The sequence below is a fragment of the Rhodococcus sp. NPDC055024 genome, from assembly GCF_053608585.1.
The window spans coordinates 303111-325620 of the sequence record NZ_JBSGVT010000004.1; the positions used below are offsets into that span (position 1 = coordinate 303111).

23 protein-coding genes, 4 tRNA genes and 1 pseudogene are annotated in these 22510 nt (G+C 61.9%); 26 read left to right on the top strand and 2 right to left on the bottom strand.

The window, feature by feature from the left end; all coding sequences use genetic code 11:
• Positions 1–34: 34 nt before the first annotated feature.
• Entirely contained in the window at positions 35–733 is a 699-nt protein-coding gene (locus ACWF6P_RS12255; RefSeq protein ID WP_003941879.1) for a demethylmenaquinone methyltransferase, read from the top strand.
• A 54-nt stretch (positions 734–787) separates the two neighbouring features.
• Here the strand turns inward: ACWF6P_RS12255 and ACWF6P_RS12260 are convergent, their stop codons facing one another.
• Entirely contained in the window at positions 788–2050 is a 1263-nt protein-coding gene (locus ACWF6P_RS12260; protein ID WP_452621170.1) for a geranylgeranyl reductase family protein, read from the bottom strand.
• 104 nt (positions 2051–2154) lie between these two features.
• Here ACWF6P_RS12260 and ACWF6P_RS12265 point away from each other — a divergent pair, with 104 nt between their 5' ends.
• Both ACWF6P_RS12265 and htpX read left to right on the top strand, forming a co-directional pair.
• Complete coding sequence (locus ACWF6P_RS12265; protein ID WP_452621243.1) at positions 2155–3204, top strand: polyprenyl synthetase family protein; 1050 nt, start codon at positions 2155–2157, stop codon at positions 3202–3204.
• A 153-nt stretch (positions 3205–3357) separates the two neighbouring features.
• Positions 3358–4221, top strand: coding sequence for a zinc metalloprotease HtpX (gene htpX, locus ACWF6P_RS12270; RefSeq protein ID WP_452621244.1), 864 nt, complete (start codon positions 3358–3360; stop codon positions 4219–4221).
• A 70-nt stretch (positions 4222–4291) separates the two neighbouring features.
• Here htpX and ACWF6P_RS12275 read toward each other — a convergent pair whose 3' ends face one another.
• Positions 4292–4783 carry a YajQ family cyclic di-GMP-binding protein gene (locus ACWF6P_RS12275; RefSeq protein ID WP_283305038.1) on the bottom strand — a complete coding sequence of 164 codons (492 nt, stop codon included), beginning with the start codon at positions 4781–4783 and terminating at the stop codon, positions 4292–4294.
• A 224-nt stretch (positions 4784–5007) separates the two neighbouring features.
• Here ACWF6P_RS12275 and ACWF6P_RS12280 point away from each other — a divergent pair.
• From ACWF6P_RS12280 to ACWF6P_RS12390, 23 genes and pseudogenes are all read left to right on the top strand, one after another.
• Positions 5008–5090, top strand: a tRNA-Tyr gene (locus ACWF6P_RS12280).
• Between the two features lie 292 nt (positions 5091–5382).
• Positions 5383–5455: transfer RNA gene (locus tag ACWF6P_RS12285), tRNA-Thr, on the top strand.
• Between the two features lie 45 nt (positions 5456–5500).
• Positions 5501–5573, top strand: a tRNA-Met gene (locus tag ACWF6P_RS12290).
• Positions 5574–5634: 61 nt separating this feature from the next.
• The gene (gene rpmG, locus ACWF6P_RS12295; protein ID WP_003941903.1) at positions 5635–5802 is read left to right on the top strand and encodes a 50S ribosomal protein L33; all 168 of its coding nucleotides are present in this window, start codon (positions 5635–5637) and stop codon (positions 5800–5802) included.
• Between the two features lie 128 nt (positions 5803–5930).
• Positions 5931–6443 (top strand): (3R)-hydroxyacyl-ACP dehydratase subunit HadA, encoded by a 513-nt coding sequence (gene hadA, locus ACWF6P_RS12300; RefSeq protein WP_452621245.1) that lies wholly within the window; start codon positions 5931–5933, stop codon positions 6441–6443.
• Positions 6430–6855, top strand: a complete 426-nt coding sequence (hadB, locus tag ACWF6P_RS12305) for a (3R)-hydroxyacyl-ACP dehydratase subunit HadB (protein WP_230812146.1) — start codon at positions 6430–6432, stop codon at positions 6853–6855. The genes hadA and hadB overlap by 14 nt, the downstream gene beginning before the upstream one ends.
• Before the next feature lie 173 nt (positions 6856–7028).
• A tRNA-Trp gene (locus ACWF6P_RS12310) sits at positions 7029–7101 on the top strand.
• A 31-nt stretch (positions 7102–7132) separates the two neighbouring features.
• Positions 7133–7636, top strand: coding sequence for a preprotein translocase subunit SecE (secE, locus tag ACWF6P_RS12315; protein ID WP_452621171.1), 504 nt, complete (start codon positions 7133–7135; stop codon positions 7634–7636).
• 84 nt (positions 7637–7720) lie between these two features.
• Positions 7721–8578 carry a transcription termination/antitermination protein NusG gene (gene nusG / locus ACWF6P_RS12320; protein ID WP_452621172.1) on the top strand — a complete coding sequence of 286 codons (858 nt, stop codon included), beginning with the start codon at positions 7721–7723 and terminating at the stop codon, positions 8576–8578.
• Between the two features lie 66 nt (positions 8579–8644).
• Positions 8645–9079, top strand: a complete 435-nt coding sequence (gene rplK, locus ACWF6P_RS12325) for a 50S ribosomal protein L11 (RefSeq protein WP_003941896.1) — start codon at positions 8645–8647, stop codon at positions 9077–9079.
• 110 nt (positions 9080–9189) lie between these two features.
• Complete coding sequence (rplA, locus tag ACWF6P_RS12330; RefSeq protein WP_003941982.1) at positions 9190–9909, top strand: 50S ribosomal protein L1; 720 nt, start codon at positions 9190–9192, stop codon at positions 9907–9909.
• A gap of 137 nt (positions 9910–10046) precedes the next feature.
• Positions 10047–10739: pseudogene (locus tag ACWF6P_RS12335) on the top strand (hypothetical protein).
• Positions 10740–11157: 418 nt separating this feature from the next.
• Positions 11158–11742, top strand: a complete 585-nt coding sequence (rplJ, locus tag ACWF6P_RS12340) for a 50S ribosomal protein L10 (RefSeq protein ID WP_378447180.1) — start codon at positions 11158–11160, stop codon at positions 11740–11742.
• A 78-nt stretch (positions 11743–11820) separates the two neighbouring features.
• Positions 11821–12207 (top strand): 50S ribosomal protein L7/L12, encoded by a 387-nt coding sequence (gene rplL / locus ACWF6P_RS12345; RefSeq protein ID WP_003941857.1) that lies wholly within the window; start codon positions 11821–11823, stop codon positions 12205–12207.
• Positions 12208–12466: 259 nt separating this feature from the next.
• Complete coding sequence (locus ACWF6P_RS12350) at positions 12467–13588, top strand: ABC transporter ATP-binding protein (RefSeq protein ID WP_007728450.1); 1122 nt, start codon at positions 12467–12469, stop codon at positions 13586–13588.
• A 9-nt stretch (positions 13589–13597) separates the two neighbouring features.
• Entirely contained in the window at positions 13598–14392 is a 795-nt protein-coding gene (locus ACWF6P_RS12355; RefSeq protein WP_003942038.1) for an MlaE family ABC transporter permease, read from the top strand.
• A gap of 5 nt (positions 14393–14397) precedes the next feature.
• The gene (locus tag ACWF6P_RS12360; RefSeq protein ID WP_003941894.1) at positions 14398–15258 is read left to right on the top strand and encodes an MlaE family ABC transporter permease; all 861 of its coding nucleotides are present in this window, start codon (positions 14398–14400) and stop codon (positions 15256–15258) included.
• Complete coding sequence (locus ACWF6P_RS12365; protein ID WP_230812150.1) at positions 15255–16616, top strand: MCE family protein; 1362 nt, start codon at positions 15255–15257, stop codon at positions 16614–16616. The genes ACWF6P_RS12360 and ACWF6P_RS12365 overlap by 4 nt, the downstream gene beginning before the upstream one ends.
• Complete coding sequence (locus tag ACWF6P_RS12370) at positions 16613–17692, top strand: MCE family protein (RefSeq protein WP_378447182.1); 1080 nt, start codon at positions 16613–16615, stop codon at positions 17690–17692. Before ACWF6P_RS12365 ends, ACWF6P_RS12370 begins: the two co-directional genes overlap by 4 nt.
• A complete protein-coding gene (locus tag ACWF6P_RS12375) occupies positions 17689–18684 on the top strand; it encodes an MCE family protein (RefSeq protein WP_230812152.1) in 996 nt (331 codons plus the stop codon). Before ACWF6P_RS12370 ends, ACWF6P_RS12375 begins: the two co-directional genes overlap by 4 nt.
• Positions 18684–19937, top strand: coding sequence for an MCE family protein (locus ACWF6P_RS12380; RefSeq protein ID WP_452621173.1), 1254 nt, complete (start codon positions 18684–18686; stop codon positions 19935–19937). The genes ACWF6P_RS12375 and ACWF6P_RS12380 overlap by 1 nt, the downstream gene beginning before the upstream one ends.
• The gene (locus ACWF6P_RS12385; protein WP_452621174.1) at positions 19934–21211 is read left to right on the top strand and encodes an MCE family protein; all 1278 of its coding nucleotides are present in this window, start codon (positions 19934–19936) and stop codon (positions 21209–21211) included. The genes ACWF6P_RS12380 and ACWF6P_RS12385 overlap by 4 nt, the downstream gene beginning before the upstream one ends.
• Positions 21208–22455 carry an MCE family protein gene (locus tag ACWF6P_RS12390; RefSeq protein WP_452621175.1) on the top strand — a complete coding sequence of 416 codons (1248 nt, stop codon included), beginning with the start codon at positions 21208–21210 and terminating at the stop codon, positions 22453–22455. Before ACWF6P_RS12385 ends, ACWF6P_RS12390 begins: the two co-directional genes overlap by 4 nt.
• Positions 22456–22510 lie beyond the last annotated feature (55 nt).

Sequence of the window (22510 nt, forward strand, 5' to 3'; positions counted from 1 at the left end):
CCCTCGCTGCCCGAGGGTTGGTAGCGTTTCGGGTGTGGCCACTACACACGGAACCCGAGCAACTCTCGAGAAGCAACCGCACGAAGTCGCGTCGATGTTCGACGACGTCGCGGAGCGATACGACCTCACCAACACCGTGCTGTCCTTCGGCCAGGACAAGGGTTGGCGCAAGGCCACCCGCGAAGCCCTCGACCTGAAGCCGGGCGAGAAGGTGCTCGACCTCGCGGCCGGAACAGGTGTCTCGACCGTCGAGCTGGGGCGCTCCGGTGCCTGGTGCGTCGCCACCGACTTCTCCAAGGGAATGCTCAAGGCCGGGATTTCGCGCAAAGTCCCGATGGTGGCAGGTGACGCGATGTATCTGCCGTACGCCGACAACGTGTTCGATGCCGCGACGATTTCCTTCGGCCTGCGCAACGTCTCCGACTTCGAGGCCGGACTTCGCGAGATCGCCCGGGTAACCAAGCCGGGCGGGCGTCTCGTCGTCAGTGAGTTCTCGACGCCCGTCTTCGGGCCGTTCCGCACGGTCTACATGGAGTACCTCATGAAGGCGCTCCCGCAGGTCGCACGCACCGTCAGCAGCAACCCCGACGCCTACGTCTACCTCGCCGAATCGATCCGCGCCTGGCCGACCCAGGAAGAGTTGGCCCGCAAGATCGAGGCCGCCGGGTGGAAGAACGTCAAGTGGCGCAACCTCACCGGCGGCATCGTGGCGCTGCATTACGCCACTGCCTGACTGCTGTGCGCCTTTATTAACCCCCGGCGGTTAATAAAGGCGCACAGCAGTTGCTCAACCGAACAGCGGCCGGGAGTCGATCTTTCTCGACGCGGCCCCTGACGCCCGCCAGGCCTTCGCCGTCAGATCGGCGTCGGCGTCGGTGACGAGGTTTCCCATCACCCGAACGGCGACCGTCATCAGTGCCCGTGAGCGCATCGCAATCGGACCCGACGCGGGCAGGAACTGCGGAACCGTCAGCAGTCCTGCGAGTCGGCGCGCGACCGAGAACGCCTGCCCGTAATGCTCCCGCAGCACCTTCGGCCACAGCTGCGTCAGATCGTCGGCGCCGAGCTGTTCGATCACCAAACGTCCGCCTTCGAGGCCGTAGTCGATGCCCTCACCGTTGAGCGGGTTCACGCACGCTGCGGCGTCACCGATCACGGCCCAGTTGCGTCCGGCGATGTTGGAGACTGCGCCGCCCATGGGTAGCAAAGCCGAAGCGACGGAATGTATTTCGCTGCTCCACTGCCACTCGCTTCGGCGCTGATCGGTGTAGAGGTCGAGCAAGGGGCGCAGGGCGCCTGGTGCCGGACGTTTGGACGTCGCCAGTGTCCCGACGCCGATGTTCACCTCGCCGGTACCGAGCGGGAAGATCCAGCCGTACCCCGCCCGCAACGTGCCCTCACCGTCCCGCAGTTCCAGATGCGAGGTGATCCACGGGTCGGCGCTGCGCGGCGTTGCGACATACGCGCGTGCTGCGACGCCGTATGCGGTGTCCCGGTGCCACTGCCGCCCCAGCTTCTTGCCGAGCGTCGAGCGAACGCCGTCGGCGATGATCAGCGTTCGACAACGAAGGGTGCTGCGTCCCGAGGGGCCGGCGAGTACGACGGCGGCTACTCGATCACCGTCGAGTTCGACGTCCACTGCTTTAGTGCCCTCGACCATGACCGCGCCGGATTCGACGGCACACCGGCGAATGGCGTCGTCGAGTTCGGTGCGGGGGATCGCACTGCCGATCGGTGGGAACGACGTCCCCGGCCACTCGAGTTCGAGTTCCTGGCCGAAGCCGGACAACCGCAGGCCCTTGTTCGTCGTATGTGACCGAACCCACTCGCCGAGGCCGAGGAGATCCAGTTCGGCTACGGCGCGCGGAGTGAGTCCATCACCACAAGTCTTGTCTCGCGGGAAGACGGCAGCGTCCACCAGCACGACGTCTCGGCCGCTGCGGGCGGCCCACGCCGCGGCCGAAGAACCCGCGGGACCAGCGCCGATGACCACAATGTCGGTTTCGGTCGGAAGCGAATCGACGACGGGGGACTGCTCATCTACGGACACACTCACATCTTCCCAGGCTCGCGATCGCCACCGTGGCGAGGCCGTCCCGAGTGCGAACCGCTAGGTTCACTACCGTGGGAACCGAGCCGTCACTGACGACAGGAATGGGTACTGACATCGTGAGCACCGAAAAGACTGCTGCCGACGCAACCGCTTCGAGCACCGTCGTTGCAGGCATCGACCTGGGCGACGAACAGCTCGCCGCAGTAGTGCGTGGTGGACTCTCCGATGTCGAGGAGTTGTTGGTCAGCGAGCTGTCCGACGGAGAAGACTTCCTCACCGAGGCCGCGCTGCACCTCGCGCGAGCCGGTGGAAAGCGCTTCCGTCCGTTGTTCACGATCCTGACCGCGCAGCTCGGACCGGTGCCGAACGATCCGTCGATCATCACCGCAGCGACCGTCACCGAACTCGTTCACCTCGCGACGCTCTATCACGACGACGTCATGGACGAGGCGTCCATGCGCCGCGGAGCACCCAGCGCCAACGCCCGCTGGGGCAACAGCGTGGCGATCCTGGCCGGCGACTACCTGTTCGCGCACGCGTCACGACTGGTGTCGACGCTCGGACCCGAAGCAGTTCGGATCATCGCCGAAACCTTCGCCGAGCTGGTCACCGGCCAGATGCGCGAGACGATCGGCGTCAAGAAGGAGCAGGATCCGGTCGAGCACTACCTCAAGGTCGTGTGGGAGAAGACCGGTTCGCTGATCGCTGCCTCGGGACGTTTCGGCGGCACCTTCTCCGGCGCCGACGCAGCTCACATCGAGCGCCTCGAGCGCTTGGGTGATGCCGTCGGCACCGCGTTCCAGATCTCCGACGACATCATCGACATCTCGTCCGTCTCGGCGCAGTCCGGCAAGACGCCCGGCACCGATCTGCGTGAGGGCGTCCACACCCTGCCCGTCCTGTACGCGTTCCGCGAAGAAGGAGCCGATGCAGATCGTCTCCGTAAGCTCCTCGCGGGTCCGGTAACCGAAGACGCCCTGGTAGAAGAAGCCCTCGAACTACTCGAGCGTTCGCCGGGCATGGTCAAGGCGAAGGCAAAGTTGGGCGAGTACGCCGTGGCGGCCAAGGCTCAGTTGGCCGAACTCCCGCAGGGGCCTGCAAACGAAGCGCTGGTGCGTCTCGTGGACTACACGATCGAACGAGTCGGCTGACACCTCCACGAATCGGGGCTTCCGGGTGGAAACCCCGACGAGCTCTGGGTGGGAACCCTGATGGCCCTGTCCTTCGTTGACTGAACAGAACCGGTGCACACGCCGGGGAGTTCGGGTGAGCCTTCGGCTCCGGCGAGGCAAGAGGTGAGCGGTTTGCACGGCTACGCGAACGGTGCGAAGACATTCGGGTTGTTGGTGGGGATGTCGGCGCTGATCGTCTTCATCGGCTCGCTGTTCGGCAGCCCGGTGCTCCTGTGGGGATCCGTTCTCTTTGCCGTCGGCATGAATGCCTACGTGTACTTCAACAGCGACAAGCTGGCGCTTCGATCGATGCGCGCCCAGCCCATCACCGAGGTCGAGGCGCCGGCGATCTACCGCATCGTGCGTGAACTCGCGACGACGGCGCACCAACCGATGCCCCGGCTGTACATCAGCCCCACGAACGCCCCGAATGCGTTTGCCACCGGTCGAAACCCCCGTCACGCCGCCGTGTGCGTGACCAGCGGCATCATGCAAATCTTGAACGAACGCGAATTGCGGGCCGTGCTCGGGCACGAACTCTCCCACGTCTACAACCGCGACATTCTGATCTCGTCCGTGGCCGGCGCGATGGCCAGCGTCATCTCGGGCCTGGCCAACTTCGCGATGTACGCGAGCATCTTCGGCGGACGAGGAAACGGGCAGGGAAGTAATCCGATCGCGCTGCTGCTGGTCTCCCTGCTGGGACCGATCGCGGCAACCGTGGTCAAGCTGACCGTCTCGCGCTCTCGCGAGTACCAGGCGGATCAATCGGGGGCCGAGCTCACCGGTGATCCGTTGGCGTTGGCGTCGGCGCTGCGCAAGCTCGAGTCGGGCGTCGCCGCCGCGCCGTTGCCGCCCGAGCCGAAGCTCGCGGCCCAGTCCCACCTGATGATCGCCAACCCTTTCAGAGCGGGGGACAAGGTGAGCAAGCTGTTCTCGACGCATCCGCCCATGGCGGACCGGATCGAGCGTTTGGAGAAGATGGCGGGGATGTAGGGCCTTCGGCCCCTGTGCGCGGTTAGGTAGCCCCAGGACTCCTTAACCGCGCACAGGGGCGCAGCCCCTACTACCGGTAGTTCACGAACTGCAGGGCGATCCCGAAGTCCTCACCCTTGAGCAGGGAGATGACACCCTGGAGGTCGTCGCGCTTCTTGCTACTCACCCGAAGCTCTTCACCCTGGATCTGCGCCTTGACGCCCTTGGGGCCCTCGTCGCGGATCTTCTTGGTGATCTTCTTCGCGTTCTCACTGGTGATGCCCTGGACCAAGGTTCCGGACAGCTTGTAGATCTTTCCGGACTGCGCCGGCTCGCCGGCATCGAATGCCTTCAGTGAGATGTCACGACGGATCAGCTTCTCCTTGAACACGTCGAGGGCGGCCAGCAGTCGCTCCTCGGTGTCGGCGTTCAACGTGATCGTCTCTTCACCAGACCACTCGATCGACGCTCCCGTGTTTCGGAAGTCGAAACGCGTGGTCAACTCCTTGGCAGCCTGATGCAGAGCGTTGTCCACCTCTTGACGGTCTACTTTGCTCACCACGTCGAAGGACGAATCAGCCACTTCACACTCCCGCTTTCCGGTAGTTCACGAACATCGAGTTCCGCCCACCTTCCATACCGGTGGACACCTCGACGTTATCGGGTCGGCACCGCCCGTTACCACCCGGTTTGCAAAATGGGGGTGTGTTCGTTGTATTCTTCTCACCGCACCGAGGAAGCCGTTTTCGGCCGCCGCACGTCGCGATATACTTGCGAATGCGCCGGATCGAAGCCTGGTGCAAGCACGGCAGATTGCCCGAGCGGCCAATGGGAGCGGACTGTAAATCCGTCGGCTTATGCCTACGTAGGTTCGAATCCTACATCTGCCACACCAAGTCAGCCCCGATTCTCTTTTCGAGAGTCGGGGCTGACTTTTTTTGGTGCTTGTTGCCGGTGGCGGCTGCTCGCAGGTGACGCGTATCTGCTGCGGCTCAGGCCGGGACTTCGGGGGAGTGCAGGGTCAGGCTGGTTCACGCAAAGCCCTCGCCACAGGCCCCGATCGGTGCAAGAATGGGCTCCGGCACCATTTTTGCCCCGATGACCAGCGGATTTGGTGCTGGCGCTCGTTCGTGTGTAATCTTTCGGAGGCTTCAAGAGAGCGGCAACGCACTCCTGAGCCACGCCCCCTTAGCTCAGTCGGTAGAGCGTTTCCATGGTAAGGAAAAGGTCAACGGTTCGATTCCGTTAGGGGGCTCGCTGGATTGTGGTGCCGTGCTTTCCGCGCGACACTCGACACCGAGGCGGTGTAGCTCAGTTGGTAGAGCAAACGACTCATAATCGTTGCGTCGCCGGTTCAAGTCCGGTCACCGCTACACAATATGCATGATCCACCCTGATTGCTCGTAATCAGATACACCCGAAAGAAGGCATCCCGTGGCCTCCTCGACCGACGTTCGGCCCAAGATCACCTTGGCCTGCGAGGTATGCAAGCACCGCAACTACATCACCAAGAAGAATCGGCGCAACGACCCCGATCGCCTGGAGCTCAAGAAGTTCTGCCCCAACTGCGGAACCCACCAGTCGCACCGCGAGTCGAAGTAGTAAGTCCTTAACCGGACGACGATTTTCGCGGAAGACCCTCTCCGGGCCTGCGTCTTCGGGTCCTAGCTAGAAGAGAGTCTCACCGCGTGACAGATTTGCAAGAGAACCAGGCAGCGGCCGAGGTCCCTATGGACCCGGCCGCTCATGCCGTCCAGATGGTCGGTCACCACTATCGTGTCGAAGACTTCTACGAGGTCGGACGCGAGAAGGTGCGCGAGTTCGCTCGCGCCGTCCAGGACGCGCATCCCGCGCACTACGACGAGTCGGTAGCCAAAGGCCTCGGATACGACGGTCTGATCGCTCCCATCACGTTTGTCGCAATCGTGGGTGCCATTGCTCAGCGACGTCTGTTCGAAGAGATCGTCACTGGCTACGATTTGAGTCAGATTCTTCAGACCGATCAGCGTTTGGTGCTGCACAAGCCCATGCAGGTCGGTGACCGACTCTTCTGCGACGTCTACCTGGATTCGTTCAGGCAGGCCGCAGGTAGCGACATCATCGTGACCAAGAACATCATCACCGATCAGAACGACGAGGCAGTTGTCACCACGTGGACAACGCTTGTCGCTCGAACCGGTGGGGAAGTGGACGAGAACATCGCCCACGCAGTCAAGGACGTGATGATGCATGTCGCTTCGTAAATTCTCCGACGTGAGTGTCGGCGAACTTCTCCCCGAGAAGTCCGTCACCCTGACACGCGGAAACCTCGCCAACTATGCCGGTGTCTCGGGAGATCCGAACCCGATTCACTTCAGCGACGAGGTTGCACGACTTGCCGGCTTGCCGGACGTGGTTGCGCACGGCATGCTCTCCATGGGCATCGGTGCCGGGTACGTCACCGAATGGCTGGGAGATCCGGGCGCAGTGACCGAGTACAACGTACGGTTCACGAGCCCGGTCATCGTGGCGGCCGACAAGGCTGCCGAGATCGATTTCACCGCCAAGGTGAAGTCGGTCGACGAAGAAAGCAAGACCGCAGTACTGGCAATCGTGGCCAAGTCCGAAGGTAAGAAGATCTTCGGTCGTGCCACTGCCACGGTCCGTCTAGCCTGATCGCAGGGCGGATTGTGTTTGTTCCGGGGCTTTGAAGTACACTGAGATTTCTGGGATTCCTCAGCGCTGCGCGCTGCCCTGAATGTTGCAAGACATTCACCTCGGGTAGCGCGTATGTTGTGTGATCGCAGAACGGTTGATTCAGGCAGGGTTTACCTGTCGAGGTCAACCAAAGGGGCGTAGCTCAACTGGCAGAGCAGCGGTCTCCAAAACCGCAGGTTGCAGGTTCAAGTCCTGTCGCCCCTGCCCCCGGATGCCAGCGACTGAGAGGAACGACGTGAGCGAGGAGCGCGCCAAGCGCGACGCCGACACTTCGGATGCGGAGACTTCACCGTCTGCCGATTCGACCGGTGTCGACGACACTGCAGCTGACGCGACTACGCGTTCCGATCTGTCGTTGGACAAGGACGGTGCCGAGCAGGCTCCCTCCGCATCCAGTGGGGTTTCCAACAAGCCGACCGGTAAGCGCGCTGCACGCGGCGCCCCGGTCAGCGCGTCCACCGTGAAGACTCCGGCCCGGACGGCATCCCGGACATCATCGGCCAAGCCGACTGCAACGAACCCCGGCAAGAAGCCCAAGGCGAAGAAAGACAACATCTTCAAGCGCCTGCGCAAATTCTTCCGCGAGGTCATCGCAGAACTCCGTAAGGTCATCTGGCCGAACCGCAAGCAGATGATCACCTACACCAGCGTCGTGCTGACGTTCGTGGTCTTCATGGTCGCTTTCATCAGCGGCGTCGATATCGCTGTGATCAAGGGTGTCACCTGGCTGTTCGGCTGATCGCCGTAGCAGTCGGGCGTCTTTGCCTGTGAGCGCGACAAGACCCGACCCGGGTCCGAGTAACGAGAGGAAGCGAGTGCCCCAGTGAGCACCCCCGAGAACGACACGAATGAGGCTTTGGCCGAAGAGCGTGTTTCTGCCGAGGCGGCAGCCGAAGTAGACGTCGTGGTTGCCGAAGGCACCGATGCAGACGTTGTCGAAGGCACCGATGCAGACGTTGATGAAGACGCTGCCGACACTGCAGCGACCGAGGACGTCATCTCCGACGATGCCGAGAACTCCGACGAGGCCGCTCCCGCCGCCGAGCTCGAGGTCGAGGATCCCGTTGCCGAACTGAAGGCTGCGCTGCGTCGCGCCCCGGGTGACTGGTACGTCATCCACTCGTACGCCGGTTACGAGAACAAGGTCAAGACCAACCTCGAGACTCGCGTTCAGAACCTCGACGTAGGTGACTACATCTTCCAGGTGGAAGTTCCCACCGAAGAGGTCACCGAGATCAAGAACGGCCAGCGCAAGCAGGTCAACCGCAAGGTTCTGCCCGGATACATCCTCGTTCGCATGGAGCTCAACGACGAGTCGTGGGGCGCAGTGCGCAACACGCCTGGTGTCACCGGTTTTGTCGGTGCCACGTCGCGTCCCTCGCCGCTGACCCTCAACGAGGTCGTCAAGTTCCTGCTCCCGCAGCAGGAGCAGAAGAAGCAGCAGGCTGCAGCGGCCGCCGTCGCAGCAGGCGAGGCGCCGTCCGAGTCCTTCGGCAAGCCCCTCATCGAGGTCGACTTCGAGGTCGGGGAGTCGGTCACCGTCATGGACGGTCCGTTCGCAACCCTTCCGGCCAGCATCAGCGAGGTCAACGGCGAGCAGCAGAAGCTCAAGGTTCTCGTGTCGATCTTCGGTCGTGAAACCCCGGTTGAGCTCAACTTCAACCAGGTCGCGAAGATCTGACCACCCCAAAACTTGCAATTTGTTCGACGCAAGACACACACCCAAGCTAGAAACTAGGAACTAGAGATGCCCCCAAAGAAGAAGAAGCTCGCCGGGCTCATCAAGCTGCAGATCCAGGCAGGTCAGGCTAACCCTGCACCTCCCGTGGGTCCCGCGCTCGGTCAGCACGGCGTGAACATCATGGAGTTCTGCAAGGCCTACAACGCGGCGACTGAGTCCCAGCGCGGCAACGTTGTGCCGGTCGAGATCTCGGTATACGAAGACCGGACCTTCGATTTCAAGCTGAAGACCCCTCCCGCCGCCAAGCTGCTCCTCAAGGCAGCCGGCGTCGCCAAGGGCTCCGGCGAACCGCACAAGACCAAGGTTGCCTCGGTGACCATGGATCAGGTGCGCGAAATCGCGAAGACCAAGGCTGAAGACCTCAATGCCAATGACATCGAGCAGGCCGCGAAGATCATCGCCGGCACCGCTCGCTCCATGGGCATCACGGTCCAGGGCTAGTAGCCCGCTCCACAGCATGACGTGGGAGGGCCGGCCAGGCCCCGACCACAACTGAACCATTCACCACTGCACCAAGTAACTCACTGCAGTGATAAGTAAGGACAGAACAAATGGCAAAGCGCAGCAAGGCGTACCTCGCCGCCGCTGAGAAGATCGACGCAGACAAGCTCTACAGCCCGCTTCAGGCTGCAAAGCTCGCCAAGGAGACGTCGTCCACCAAGATGGATGCAACCGTTGAGGTTGCAGTTCGTCTGGGCGTCGACCCCCGTAAGGCTGACCAGATGGTCCGCGGAACGGTCAACCTGCCCCACGGCACCGGTAAGACCGCTCGCGTCATCGTGTTCGCTGTTGGCGAGAAGGCAGCAGAAGCAGAGGCTGCAGGCGCTGACGTAGTCGGTGCAGAAGACCTGATCGAGCGCATCCAGGGTGGATGGGTCGATTTCGACGCCGCAATCGCGACTCCTGATCAGATGGCCAAGGTCGGCCGCATCGCCCGTGTCCTCGGACCGCGTGGCCTGATGCCGAACCCGAAGACGGGCACCGTCACGGCGGATGTCACCAAGGCTGTCAACGACATCAAGGGCGGAAAGATCAACTTCCGCGTCGACAAGCAGGCTAACCTGCACTTCGTCATCGGCAAGGCATCGTTCGACGATGAGAAGCTGGTGGAGAACTACGGCGCAGCCCTGGACGAGATCCTGCGTGCGAAGCCCTCGTCGGCCAAGGGCCGCTACGTGAAGAAGATCACGGTCTCGACCACCACCGGTCCGGGCATCCCGGTGGATCCGAACCGTACTCGCAACCTCCTCGAGGATGCTGCAGACGCGTAAGCAGTCCGCATACGAACAAGAAGGCCGGCAGGGATCACTCCCTGCCGGCCTTCTTGTCTGTTTCGGGAGGGGAGTGATCCCCGCCGGTGGTATCGGTCCAGCGGTGGTATCGATCTAGCGGTGGCATCATCGGGTGTATGCACGAAGCGTTCCAGTTCCTCGGAAATTTCTGGTGGCTGCTGTTCGTTTTCGGCGGCACCATCGGTGGGGCGCTGAAAGGTATCGCGGTTGCCAACGAAAGGCGGATCGAGCGCCGGCAGGAGCGTTTCCGGCTCAAACAGCAGACCAAGGTCGCCATCGCCCAAGCCAACGCACAACATCACGCCGACGAGGACACACAGCGTCGCGAGCTGGCGAAAGCCGTCGAACAGCACGACGAAGTCGACGCAAGATGGTTCTCGTACGAGCTCGACCCGGTCACGCTGCTCGACACCCCGATGATGACGGACATGCGCGAGCCGTTGACCGCCGATTTTCATCGAGCCAAATACCGTGCCGATCTCTTCCGACCAGGCAATCCGGAGACGATGATCGGTAACCAGCAGGCACAAACCGAGTACCGCGAGTCGGTGCACGCTTACGCGATCGCCTTCGAAATCGCGGAAGCGGAAGCCAAACGCCGCCGACGCAGCGGCTTCACCCTCGTCGAACAAGAGCGTCTGGTACGAGCGTAGCGTCTGTTGCGACTGGCCATGGACGAGGGCGCGACGCCGCAGGAACGTCAGAGCGCGTACAGGAAGGCCCACAAGGAACTCGAAGGACTGCTTGTCTTGCCGGATCGTGCTCGGGCGGAGATCGAGCACAAGATCGCCAGGGCTATAGGTGCGTGAAGAAGCGGGGCGTGACGAACCCGATTTGGTTATGCAGCGAGCAGTCAGGTAGTCTTCGACCCGGAGTTCAGTGCTGGATATGAACTTCACCCCAAAATCATGTTCTACCCAAGACCGTTGGTGATTGCGCTCAGTGATGAGTGTGGTTGAAAGTCCGGGAGTGCCCGGCGGCCCACGTAGGTGAACGAGGTAGGGGGATAGCTTGATGTAGTGGTTCTACAGTTTGCCTGGTTATGCACTGCTTTGCGTTGCATCGTTACGCTGATTCGTAAGCCTCTTCTTCATGTTTCCTCTGTACGCCCCGTGCGCTTGCGCCGGGGCGTTTTGCATGTCGCGGGTTGTGTCTTCTCGGGTTCATCCCCGATGAGGTGCAGCGGTTCCTGAGTGGGACAACGACTGTCACGAGAGGAGGCGAAGTATGGCAAAGCCTGAGAAGGTTTCCGCAGTTGCGGAAATCACCGAGCAGTTCAAGGGTTCGACCGCCGCTGTGGTCACGGAATACCGTGGCCTTTCGGTTGGCAACATCACGACACTGCGACGCGCTCTCGGAGAAGGTGCCACCTACTCCGTCGCCAAGAACACCCTGGTCAAGCGTGCCGCCGCAGAGGCTGGCATCGAGGGCCTTGATGACCTGTTCGTTGGTCCGACCGCCATTGCATTCATCAAGGGCGAACCGGTCGACGCTGCGAAGGCTCTGAAGAACTTCGCTAAGGACAACAAGGCGCTCATCATCAAGGGCGGCTACATGGACGGCGCTGCGCTGTCCGTGGAAGAGGTCAACAAGATCGCGGATCTCGAATCCCGCGAAATCCTGTTGGCAAAGCTTGCCGGCGCGATGAAGGGCAACTTGGCAAAGGCCGCAGGGCTTTTCAATGCTCCCGCTTCGCAGTTTGCCCGTTTGGCTGCTGCACTGCAGGAGAAGAAGGCCGCAGAAGGCGGAGCCGCAGAGGCCCCCGCAGAGGCTGCCACCGAGGCTCCGGCCGAGGCCGAAGCCGAAAGCTGATCCGCACCCGCGCATCACTGCTATAACCCCGCCCGGTCGCGGATCAGCGACATGGGACTTACAGGAAGGACCGCCACAATGGCGAAGCTCAGCACCGAAGAGTTGTTGGACCAGTTCAAGGAGCTCACCCTCCTCGAGCTCTCGGAGTTCGTTAAGGCATTCGAGGAGACCTTCGAGGTCACCGCTGCTGCTCCCGTCGCCGTCGCCGCTGCAGGCGCACCGGCTGCCGGCGCAGAAGCTGCTGAAGAGCAGGACGAGTTCGACGTCGTCCTCGAGTCGGCTGGCGACAAGAAGATCCAGGTCATCAAGGTCGTCCGTGAGGTCGTTTCCGGCCTCGGCCTGAAGGAAGCCAAGGACCTCGTCGAGAGCGCTCCGAAGGCCATCCTCGAGAAGGTTGCCAAGGACGCCGCAGAGGCTGCCAAGGAAAAGCTCGAAGCTGCCGGCGCAAAGATCGTCATCAAGTAAGACGGTTTTCCCGCTGCTCTTCGCGAGTAGTAACGAAGAGGGCCACTCCCCACGGGGAGTGGCCCTCTTTTTTTGAACTTTTTTCGCGGGCGATATGTCGGAATCCATGCAGGTGGGAGGGGTGTCCGAACTAGGCTGTGACCTGAATTATGCTTCTTCCCTACTCGTTAGTAGTATTCGCAGTCACGGGTACCACTCCCATGCGATAGAGTGACCCAACCCACACGGGTGCATGCATGCAACGGACGTCGCGGAGGTAATGGTGGGAGTCGAGGTAGCGGTACAAGGACTGACAAAGTCTTTCGGGTCGCAGAGGATTTGGCAGGACGTGTCGTTGACACTTCCCGCGGGTGAGGTCAGTGCACTGCTCGGGCCTTCGGGTACCGGTAAGTCGGTGTTCCTGAAGTCCCTGATCGGACTGCTCCGCCCTGAACAAGGCTCCATCGTCATCGACGGCACGGACATCCTGCAGTGCTCCTCCAAGGAGCTCTACGAGATCCGCAAACTGTTCGGCGTTCTGTTCCAGGACGGCGCTCTGTTCGGCTCGATGAACTTGTACGACAACATCGCCTTCCCGCTTCGTGAGCACACCAAGAAGTCGGAATCCGATATTCGCAAGATCGTGATGGAGAAGTTGGATCTCACCGGTCTGGTCGGCGCCGAGGACAAGCTCCCCGGCGAGATCTCCGGCGGTATGCGCAAGCGTGCCGGTCTGGCGCGTGCACTCGTTCTCGACCCCGAGATCATCCTCGTCGACGAGCCTGACTCCGGTCTGGACCCGGTGCGTACGACGTACATCAGCCAGACACTGATCGACATCAACGCGCAGTCGGACGCGACGATTCTGATCGTCTCGCACAACATCAACCTCGCGCGCACGGTGCCGGACAACATCGGCATGCTCTTCCGTCGCCAGTTGGTGATGTTCGGTCCTCGTGAGGTTCTGCTCACCTCGGACGAACCCGTCGTCAAGCAGTTCCTCAACGGAACGATGATCGGTCCGATCGGTATGTCGGAGGAGAAGGACGAGGCGCAGATGGCGCACGAGCAGGCGCTCGTCGACGCCGGTCACCACGCTGGTGGTGTCGACGACGTCGAGGGCATCGTGCCGCAGATGAAGGCCACCCCCGGAAATCCGGAGCGTCAGGCTGTTCGTCGTCGCCAGGAGCGCGTCCGCCAGATCATGCACACCCTCCCAGCTAACGCTCAGGCGGCAATTCAGGACAGCCTGGACGAGGTTGACGGAACTGGGCAGTACGATCCCCAGTACGCCGAAGCGAGCGGCTATCAGGGGGAGTGGAACGACAACTCGCAAGACACGCAGGTCATTCCTGCATACGAGGGCGATCCCTACGGAAACACGACACACGGGCAAGGGTAGGCATATCGGATGGGGGTTACCCGCAACTCGGTTCTGAGTCCGGTCAACGGAGCATTAACTCAGGCCGGAAACATCGTCGAACTGTTTGTCGACGTCGTCAGGAATACGTTCCGGCGTCCATTTCAGTTCCGTGAGTTCATCGAGCAGGCCTGGTTCATCGCCAGCGTGACGATTTTGCCGACGGCATTGGTAGCCATTCCTTTCGGCGCCGTCGTCTCACTGCAGACCGGTTCGCTGATCAAGCAGTTGGGTGCAGAATCGTTCACCGGCGCTGCCAGCGTCCTGGCGGTGATCCAGCAGGGTAGCCCTCTGGTGACAGCGTTGCTGGTCGCCGGTGCGGCCGGATCGGCCGTGACGGCCGACCTCGGTTCACGAACCATCCGCGAAGAGATCGACGCGATGGAAGTCCTCGGAATCAATCCGATTCAGCGCCTGGTGGTTCCGCGAGTACTCGCGATGGTGCTGATCGCTGTACTGCTCAACGGACTGGTGTCCGTGGTCGGTATCGCGGGTGGCTACTTCTTCAACGTGATCCTGCAGGGCGGTAACCCCGGTGCCTACATCTCGTCGTTCTCAGCTTTTGCGCAGCTACCGGACATTTGGAGCGGTGAGATCAAAGCCGCGGTGTTCGGTGTCATCGCTGGTGTGATCTCCGCGTACAAGGGACTCCACCCGTCCGGTGGCCCGAAGGGCGTCGGTGAGGCGGTGAACCAGGCCGTCGTCATCACGTTCCTGCTGTTGTTCTTCGCCAATCTGATTCTGACGATGGTGTACCTCCAGATCGTGCCGGCGAAGGGATCTTGACCTAAATGACCATCGCACGAGGCCGCGGCGATCAGTTCCTGCTGAAGAGTCGCAAAGTAGCCAGAATTCCAGTGAACGCGTTGGACCGCGCGGGCGAGCAGATGTCGTTCTACGCGCGCGCCATCGCGTGGACCCCGCGTACCCTGCATCGGTACCGAAAGGAGACGCTTCGACTACTCGCCGAAGTGACCTTCGGTAGCGGTGCGCTCGCAGTGATCGGCGGAACCATCGGCGTCATCGCGATGATGTCCGGATTCACCGGTGTCGTCGTCGGCCTCCAGGGCTTCGCCGCTCTGGAGCAGTTGGGTAGCTCGGTCCTGACCGGCTTCCTCTCCGCATACGTCAACACCCGTGAGATCGCTCCGATCGTTGCGGCTCTTGCGCTCTCGGCCACGGTGGGTTGTGGTTTCACCGCTCAACTCGGTGCCATGCGTATCTCCGAAGAGATCGACGCATTGGAGGTCATGGCAGTTCCGTCGGTGCCGTTCCTGGTCACGACGCGCATGATCGCCGGCTTCGTCGCCGTCATCCCGCTGTACATCGTGGGTCTGCTTGCGGCGTACCTCGCCTCGAGAGTGATCAGTACGGTGTTCAACGGGCAGTCGACGGGCTCGTACGACCACTACTTCAACCTGTTCCTGCCACCGCAGGACGTGCTGTACTCGTTTGCGAAAGTCCTGGTCTTCGCCTTCGTGCTGATCCTGATCCACTGCTACTACGGTTTCCACGCCTCGGGTGGTCCCGCAGGCGTGGGCGTGGCCGTCGGCCGCGCTGTTCGCGCCGCCATCGTGACGATCGCCGTTCTCGACTTCTTCCTCAGCCTCGCAATCTGGGGCACCACGACGACAGTGAGGGTGGCCGGATGATCGAGGCTCCGTCAGTCCTGCGCCGCCGTGTGCTCGGACTCGTGTTCTTCGTGGTGTTGGCCTTGTTCCTGGCCTTCACCATCGGAACTTTCAACAAGACGTTCAAGGACGTCGTGAAGATCGACCTCGTGACCGACACCGTCGGAAATGCTTTGCCGCCCAACGCGGACGTCAAGGTCCGCGGGTTGCTGGTGGGCGAGGTGCGATCCGCGTCGACAAAAGACGGCCAGGTCACGTCGGTCCTCGCGATCGAACCGGACAAGGCTGATCTGATTCCGTCCAACGTCACGGCGCGTCTGCTTCCGAAGACGCTTTTCGGTGAGCGATACGTCTCCCTGATCATTCCGGAGGGAACCACCGCGACCCCGATTTCCGCGGGAACGGTGATTCACCAGGACAAGAGCGGTAACGCTGTCGAGGTCGGTGACGTTCTGGACGGGCTGCTCCCACTCCTGCAGGCCATTCCGCCGCAGGATCTGGCGAACACTCTCGGGTCTCTCGCTCAGGGCCTGACGGGCCGCGGTGCCGAGCTCGGTTTGACCGTCGATCGTCTCGAAGAGATCTTCCGCGGCGTCAACACCGAACTACCTGCCGTGCAAGAGGATCTGCGTAAGTTCGCGGACTTCTCCCAGACGTACTCGGACGCTGCGCCCGATCTGGTCAACGCTCTCGACAATCTGCGGACCACGGGTAACACGGTGGTGCAGAAGCAGGATCAGTTGCGGACACTCCTTGCGTCGCTCACCGCGACCTCGTCGAACACAGCAGCATTCCTTGAGACGAACTCGTCCTCGATCATCACACTTGCCGCGGATTCGACCGAAGCGCTCCAGCTGTTGGCGCAGTACTCGCCGACGTTCGGGTGCACGTTCAAGGGCTTCTCGGACACCGCTCCGGAAGCGGCCAAGATTCTCTCCACCGACGCGCCCAATCCCGGTGTGCGTGCCAGTATTCAGATCGTGAACCCCAAGGGCCGCTACCTGCCCAACCAGGACGAGCCCCGGCTCGTCGACAACCGCGGCCCGGTTTGCTACGACAACGTCACCGAGCCCGGCCGCCCGTTCCCGCAGTACCCCGGCGGGTCGTACGGTGACGGTTCCTACCAGGTGCCGTCCCGCAACCCAGGACCCGCGACCATGGAATTCCTGCCCGCACCCGAGGGCTCCGGACCGCAGCTCTTCTCGACCAACAACAGTGGTCCTGCACAGCAGGCCGGCTACGCGGGCTCGCGACTCGAAGAGGATACGTTGAAGGTGATCTACGGACAGGCCAACGGTGTTGCGCCGGACGACGTTCCGGCGTGGACCACAATGGTCAGTGCTCCGGCATTCGCCGGTGCGGAGGTGAGCGTCCAATGAGAGGACTCGCAGCTCCGCTGACAAAGCTCATCATCTTCGTGGTGGTCACCGTCCTGGCGACAGGATTGCTGGCGGCCAGTATCGCCAACCTCGGAGGCGGTGGCGGTACCAAGTTCAACGCCGTCTTCTCCGACGTCACCTCGCTGAACGAGGGCGACGAGGTACGCATTGCCGGAGTTCGTGTCGGGCAGGTCGAGAAGATCGCCATCGTCAACGACAACCAGGCCGAGGTGCAGTTCTCGGTGTCCGACCGTGACTGGTTGCCGGCAAGTTCCATCGCCACGATCCGGTTCCGCAACCTGGTGGGGCAGCGGTACATCTCCCTTTCACAAGGTGAAGGTAGCCAGGGCAAGAAGATCACCGGCGGCGACACCTTGCCGTTGGCGCAGACGCGTCCGGCGGTCAACCTCACGACGCTCTTCAACGGGTTCAAGCCGCTGTTCACCACACTGAGCGCCGACGACGTCAACAAGCTGTCGTACCAGATCATCCAGGTCTTCCAGGGTGAGTCGGGCACCATCAGTGAGCTCGTACGCAACACCGCGAGCCTGACCAACACCGTTGCCGACAAGGACGCTGTCATCGGCGCGGTGATCAAGAACCTCAACGACGTTCTCGACACCGTCAACGCAAATGACAAGAACCTCGATTCGCTGATCGTCAACACCCAGCAACTGGTCACCGGGTTGGCCAACGAGCGTGGTGTGGTCGGTTCGGCCGTCACCTCACTCGCCGGCCTGACCGACGCGACGGCCGATCTGCTCGAGCCGACAAGGCCGTCGATCCAGGGCTCGATCACGGCACTCAACACGTTGGCGACCACACTCAACCGTCGTAGTGACGACGTGAATGCGGTGCTCGAGACCTTGCCGGTCAAGCTCGACAAGCTCGCTCGCGTCGCGAGTTACGGTTCCTGGTTCCAGTTCTACCTGTGTGGAATCGACATCGTCGCCGGTCCCGGACAGTCTGCGTCGCTGAATCTGCCCACCGGCCTGCCGACGGTCAACCAGCCGATCTACACCAACGCGGCCACGCGATGCACTCAAGACGGTATGAGGGAGTTGCAAGGTCGATGAGTAAACGTCGCAGTCCGGCAATGGCCGGAGCCATCGGTATTTTCGTGGTGCTCTTGGCCACGTTGTCAGCGTTCTTCCTCGATTCGCTTCCATTCGTGGGGGCAGGCTCGTCCTACTCCGCGGAGTTCTCCGAAGCCGCTGGGCTCAAGCCCGGCAACGAGGTTCGTATCGCCGGAGTGAAGGTCGGAAAGGTCACCTCCGTCGATCTCGACGGAGATCGCGTACTTGTCGATTTCAAGGTCAGCGACGCGTGGGTCGGCGATCAAACTTCGGCATCCATCCAGATCAAGACGATTCTGGGGCAGAAGTACCTCGCACTCGATCCGCGCGGAACCGACAACCTCGATCCCAAGGACCGGATTCCGCTCGAGCGCACCACGTCTCCGTACGACGTTGTTCAGGCTTTCTCGGCCGCGGCGGACACGGTCGGCGACATCGACACCGACCAGTTGGCGAAGAGCATGGAGACCTTGTCCCAAGCCTTCTCCGAGACACCTGGCGACGTGCGAGCCTCGCTCGACGGTGTCAGCCGGTTGTCCCAGACGATCGCGAGCCGCGATCAGGACTTGCAGAAGCTTTTCGACGCGACCGGGAAGACGTCACAGATCCTTGCCGATCGCAACAAGGAATTCACGCAGCTCATCCGAGACGGCGGACTTCTGGTGCAGGAGCTCAACAATCGTCAGCAAGCGATTTCGCAGCTCCTCACCGGAACGCAGCGAGTCTCGCAGCAGCTCACCGGTCTCGTTCGTGACAACGAGGCGGCAATCGGGCCGGCGTTGACGCAGCTCAACGGCGTCATCGACATCTTGAAGGCCAACAACGAGAACTTGGACAAGGCACTGAAGCTCTACGAACCCTTCATTCGGCTGTACGCCAACGTGGTCGGCAACGGCCGTTGGTTCGACCAGGTCGTCGTGAACCTCCTTCCGCCGGGTCTGCCGGATATTCCGGGCTACCGTGACCCCGTTCGTACGTTGGGAGGCAACTGATGGCTGATACTGCCGAAGCCGGAAGCAGCTCCAAGAAGCGCTCGATTGCGATCATCGCCGCTGTTCTGATCGGGCTACTCGTCATCGGTGGCGCGCTGTGGTGGGTGTTCACTCGCGCTGGAACGACCAAGATCACCGCCTACTTCGACAAGTCGGTGGGTATCTACGACGGTTCCGACGTTCGTGTTCTCGGTGTCAAGGTCGGTACCGTCGAATCCGTCGAACCTCAGGGAGATCAGGTCAAGGTCGAGTTGCGTGTCGACCGTGGGATCGACATCCCCGCAGGCGCCAGTGCCGCACAGATCACGCCTTCGGTGGTTGCCGATCGCTACATCCAGTTGACACCGGTCTTCACCGGCGGCGACAAGATGGCTAGCGGCGCGGTCATTCCGATCGAGAAGACTGCGACGCCCGTCGAGGTCGACCAGCTGTACTCCAGCATCGACGAACTCGCGTCGGCGCTCGGTCCCGAAGGTGCCAACAAGAATGGTGCGTTGTCCGATTTCGTCGAGACGGGCGCGGCAAACCTCGAGGGCAACGGCGAAGCGTTGGGGGACAGCATCACCAACCTCTCGGATGCCGCACGGACACTGAACGATTCGCGTGACAACATCTCGCTGACCATCAAGAACCTCGATACGTTCGTGGGCGCTCTCGCGGCCAACGATCAGCAGGTGCGTCAGTTCAACACTCAGTTGTCGGACCTGACCGGATTCTTGGCAGGTGAACGCGACGATCTCGGTGCCGCCCTGAATCAACTGTCGATCGCACTCGGCGACGTCGCGAAGTTCGTGGCGGACAACCGCGATCAACTGGTCCAGACAACCGAGGGCCTCGTCGAACCGACACAGACATTGGCGAACAACAAGGAAGCCCTGGCCAACACGCTCACCATGCTCCCGTTGGCGATCTCCAACCTGGTCAACTCGTACGACGCCGAATCAGGTGTGCTGGCTTCACGTCTGGCGTTCCCTGATCTTCAGAACCCGGCCGGAGTGCTCTGCAAGTTAATGGACCTCGGCAAGCTATTGCCCGGTGATCCGCGGTTCGAGGCGTTGGGACGGCAGATGCAACCGGCAATCGACCAGTGCGCAAACGTCGCAGCGATGACCGACGCTGCCAATCAGGCTGCAGGCCTGAACCTTCCCTTCGGCATCCTTGCCGGTTCCGAACGACAGATGCAGGTAGTTCCGGGCACTGTGCCCGGCGTCGTGTCACCGCGGCTGACCAGTGGAAACGGGGAGGGCGAGTGAAGCGTTCATTGATAGTCGGCGCCGGATTGTGCGCTGTCCTGATCTCGGCAACCGCCTGCTCGTCCGAGGGCATCTACGCGGTCCCGCTTCCCGGCGGTCCTGATGTGGGATCGGATCCGATGCACTTGACCATTCAGTTCGACGACGTGCTGGACCTCGTTCCGCAGTCTGCTGTGAAGGTCGACGGCGTTCCCGTCGGTCGCGTCGACGACGTGTCAGTCGGACCGGACGGATGGACTGCCGACGTCGGCATCATCCTCGACTCGTCGGTTGATTTGCCCGCCAACGCAATTGCCGCGGTCGAGCAGACGAACCTGCTCGGCGAGAAGTTCATCCAACTGTCGGCCCCGCCGTCCGGACCGGACTCTGCGAAGCTGGCCGACGGAGATCTGATCCCGCTCGATCGCACCAGGCACGCCACCGAAATCGAGCAGGTTCTCGGCGCGCTGTCGCTGCTGCTCAACGGCGGCGGTGTCGGCCAGTTGCAGCCCATCGTCGAAGAACTCGGGGCCGCGTTCGACGGCCGCGAAGGCAAGACGAGAAGTCTTCTGGAGCAGGCGAACACACTCATCGGTGGACTCAACGAGCAGCGTGACGACATCACGCGCGCCCTCGACGGACTCGACGTGCTGTCGAGTCGAGTCAACGATCAGAACGAGAAGATCGGCAAGATTCTCGAGGAACTGCCCGTTGCGACACAGGTTCTCAACGAGCAGCGTCCGCAGCTGACGCAGATGCTCGCTCAGGTGGATCGACTCGGAACAGTGGGAACCGACGTTCTCACACAGTCCAAGGACGATCTGATTGCTGACCTTCAGGCTCTCCGTCCGACGTTGCAGGCGCTCGCCGATTCCGGTGACGACTTCGTCGGGGCACTTCCTTTCCTCCCGACATTCCCGTTCCCGGACGGCGTCGAGAAGATTGCGCAGGGTGGCTCCGTGAACCTCTTCCTGAGCGTTGACCTGCAGATCGGCAATACTCTCTCGGGTCTTGGTGTCGGACAGGGCGAACCGGAATACCGTCAGCCGAAGTTCGGCAATCCCAAGCCGGTCGTCGATCCGTCCAACCCGTACTACAACGGCAACGGACCGCGCCCGGGTTGGCCGACGGTGTCACTGCTGCCGATCGCTCCGATCCTGCCGCAGATTCCCGTCGTCGCCGGTCTTCCCGCCACAACGGCGGGTGCCCCGGCAACCCCGGGTCCGGCAGCGGACCCACTCAATCCCATCCAGGGAATGCTGGAACAGTTCGGAATCGGTGGTGATGGACAGTGAGATCAGCTCTGGTCAAATGGCAACTCGTGGGCTTTGTCTTGGTTGCGCTTCTGGGTCTCATCTACGTCGGTGCCAAGTACGTGCGTCTGGACAACCTCATGGGGTTCGGGCAATACACGGTCAAGACCGAACTGGCCACGTCCGGTGGAATTTTCACGAACGCCGAAGTCACGTATCGCGGCGTGCCCGTCGGGCGTGTGGGCGACATGTCGTTGACCGAGGACGGAATTCAGGTCGACCTGAAGATCGACAACAGTGCTCCGGAGATTCCCGCGTCGGCCCGTGCAGTCGTGGCTAACCGCTCCGCCATCGGCGAGCAGTACGTCGACCTTCAGCCCGATACCGATCAGGGACCTTTCCTCGAGGACGGATCGGTGATTGCGGTGGGGGACACCACAACTCCCATCCCGATCGAGGATGTCCTGACCAGTGCCAACGGCTTGGTCAAGTCCGTGCCGGTCGACGCACTCCACACCGTCGCCGTCGAACTCGGTGCTGCGTTCAACGGCAAGGGTGAGGACATTCAGGTCCTGGCCGATTCGTTGTCCGGCCTCTCGCAGTCCGGTCTCGATACCCTGCCTCAGACACTTGCGCTGATTCGCAACAGTGAGACGGTACTGACGACGCAGTCGGATCAGTCCTCCGCGATCAAGCAGTTCAGTACCGATCTCGATGCTGTCACGGCGCAGTTGCGGACCAGCGATCCGGACATCCGACGCTTGATCGACAACGGCATTCCGGCCAGCGATCAGATCGGTGCCCTCATCAACGAGGGCGGTCCGAGCCTGACGACCGACCTGACCAATCTGGCGGCCACCACCAAGACGCTTGCGCCTCGAACGATCGCGCTGCAGCCGTTCCTGATCTTCCTACCGGGCCTGGCTGCTGCCGCACCGACGGTTGCTCCCGGCGACGGAACGGTCCATCAGGGCTTGGTGCTGGAGACCAACAATCCGCTCTCGTGCACGGTGGGTTACGAAGGCACGATGGCGATCCTGGACGAGATGAAGCGTCAGAATCCCAATTTCGACGACACCCAGCAGGACTTCCCGCTCAACACGGCAGCGTCGTGTGAGGTGCCGCTGGGCAGCGAGACGGGTGTCCGCAGCGCCAACCGTGTGATCTATGCAGACCCCGACACGATCCAGCCTTGGGACTTCAAGCCGAAGGTTGATCCGGACAAGTTGAACCTCAACCCGATCGCGACGCAGTTGGCGCCGATGCTCGGAGTGACACCGAAGTAGACCGATCCGAATGTGATCGAGTTTGTGCAGTTCAGGCTACTGAGTTGTGGCAGTT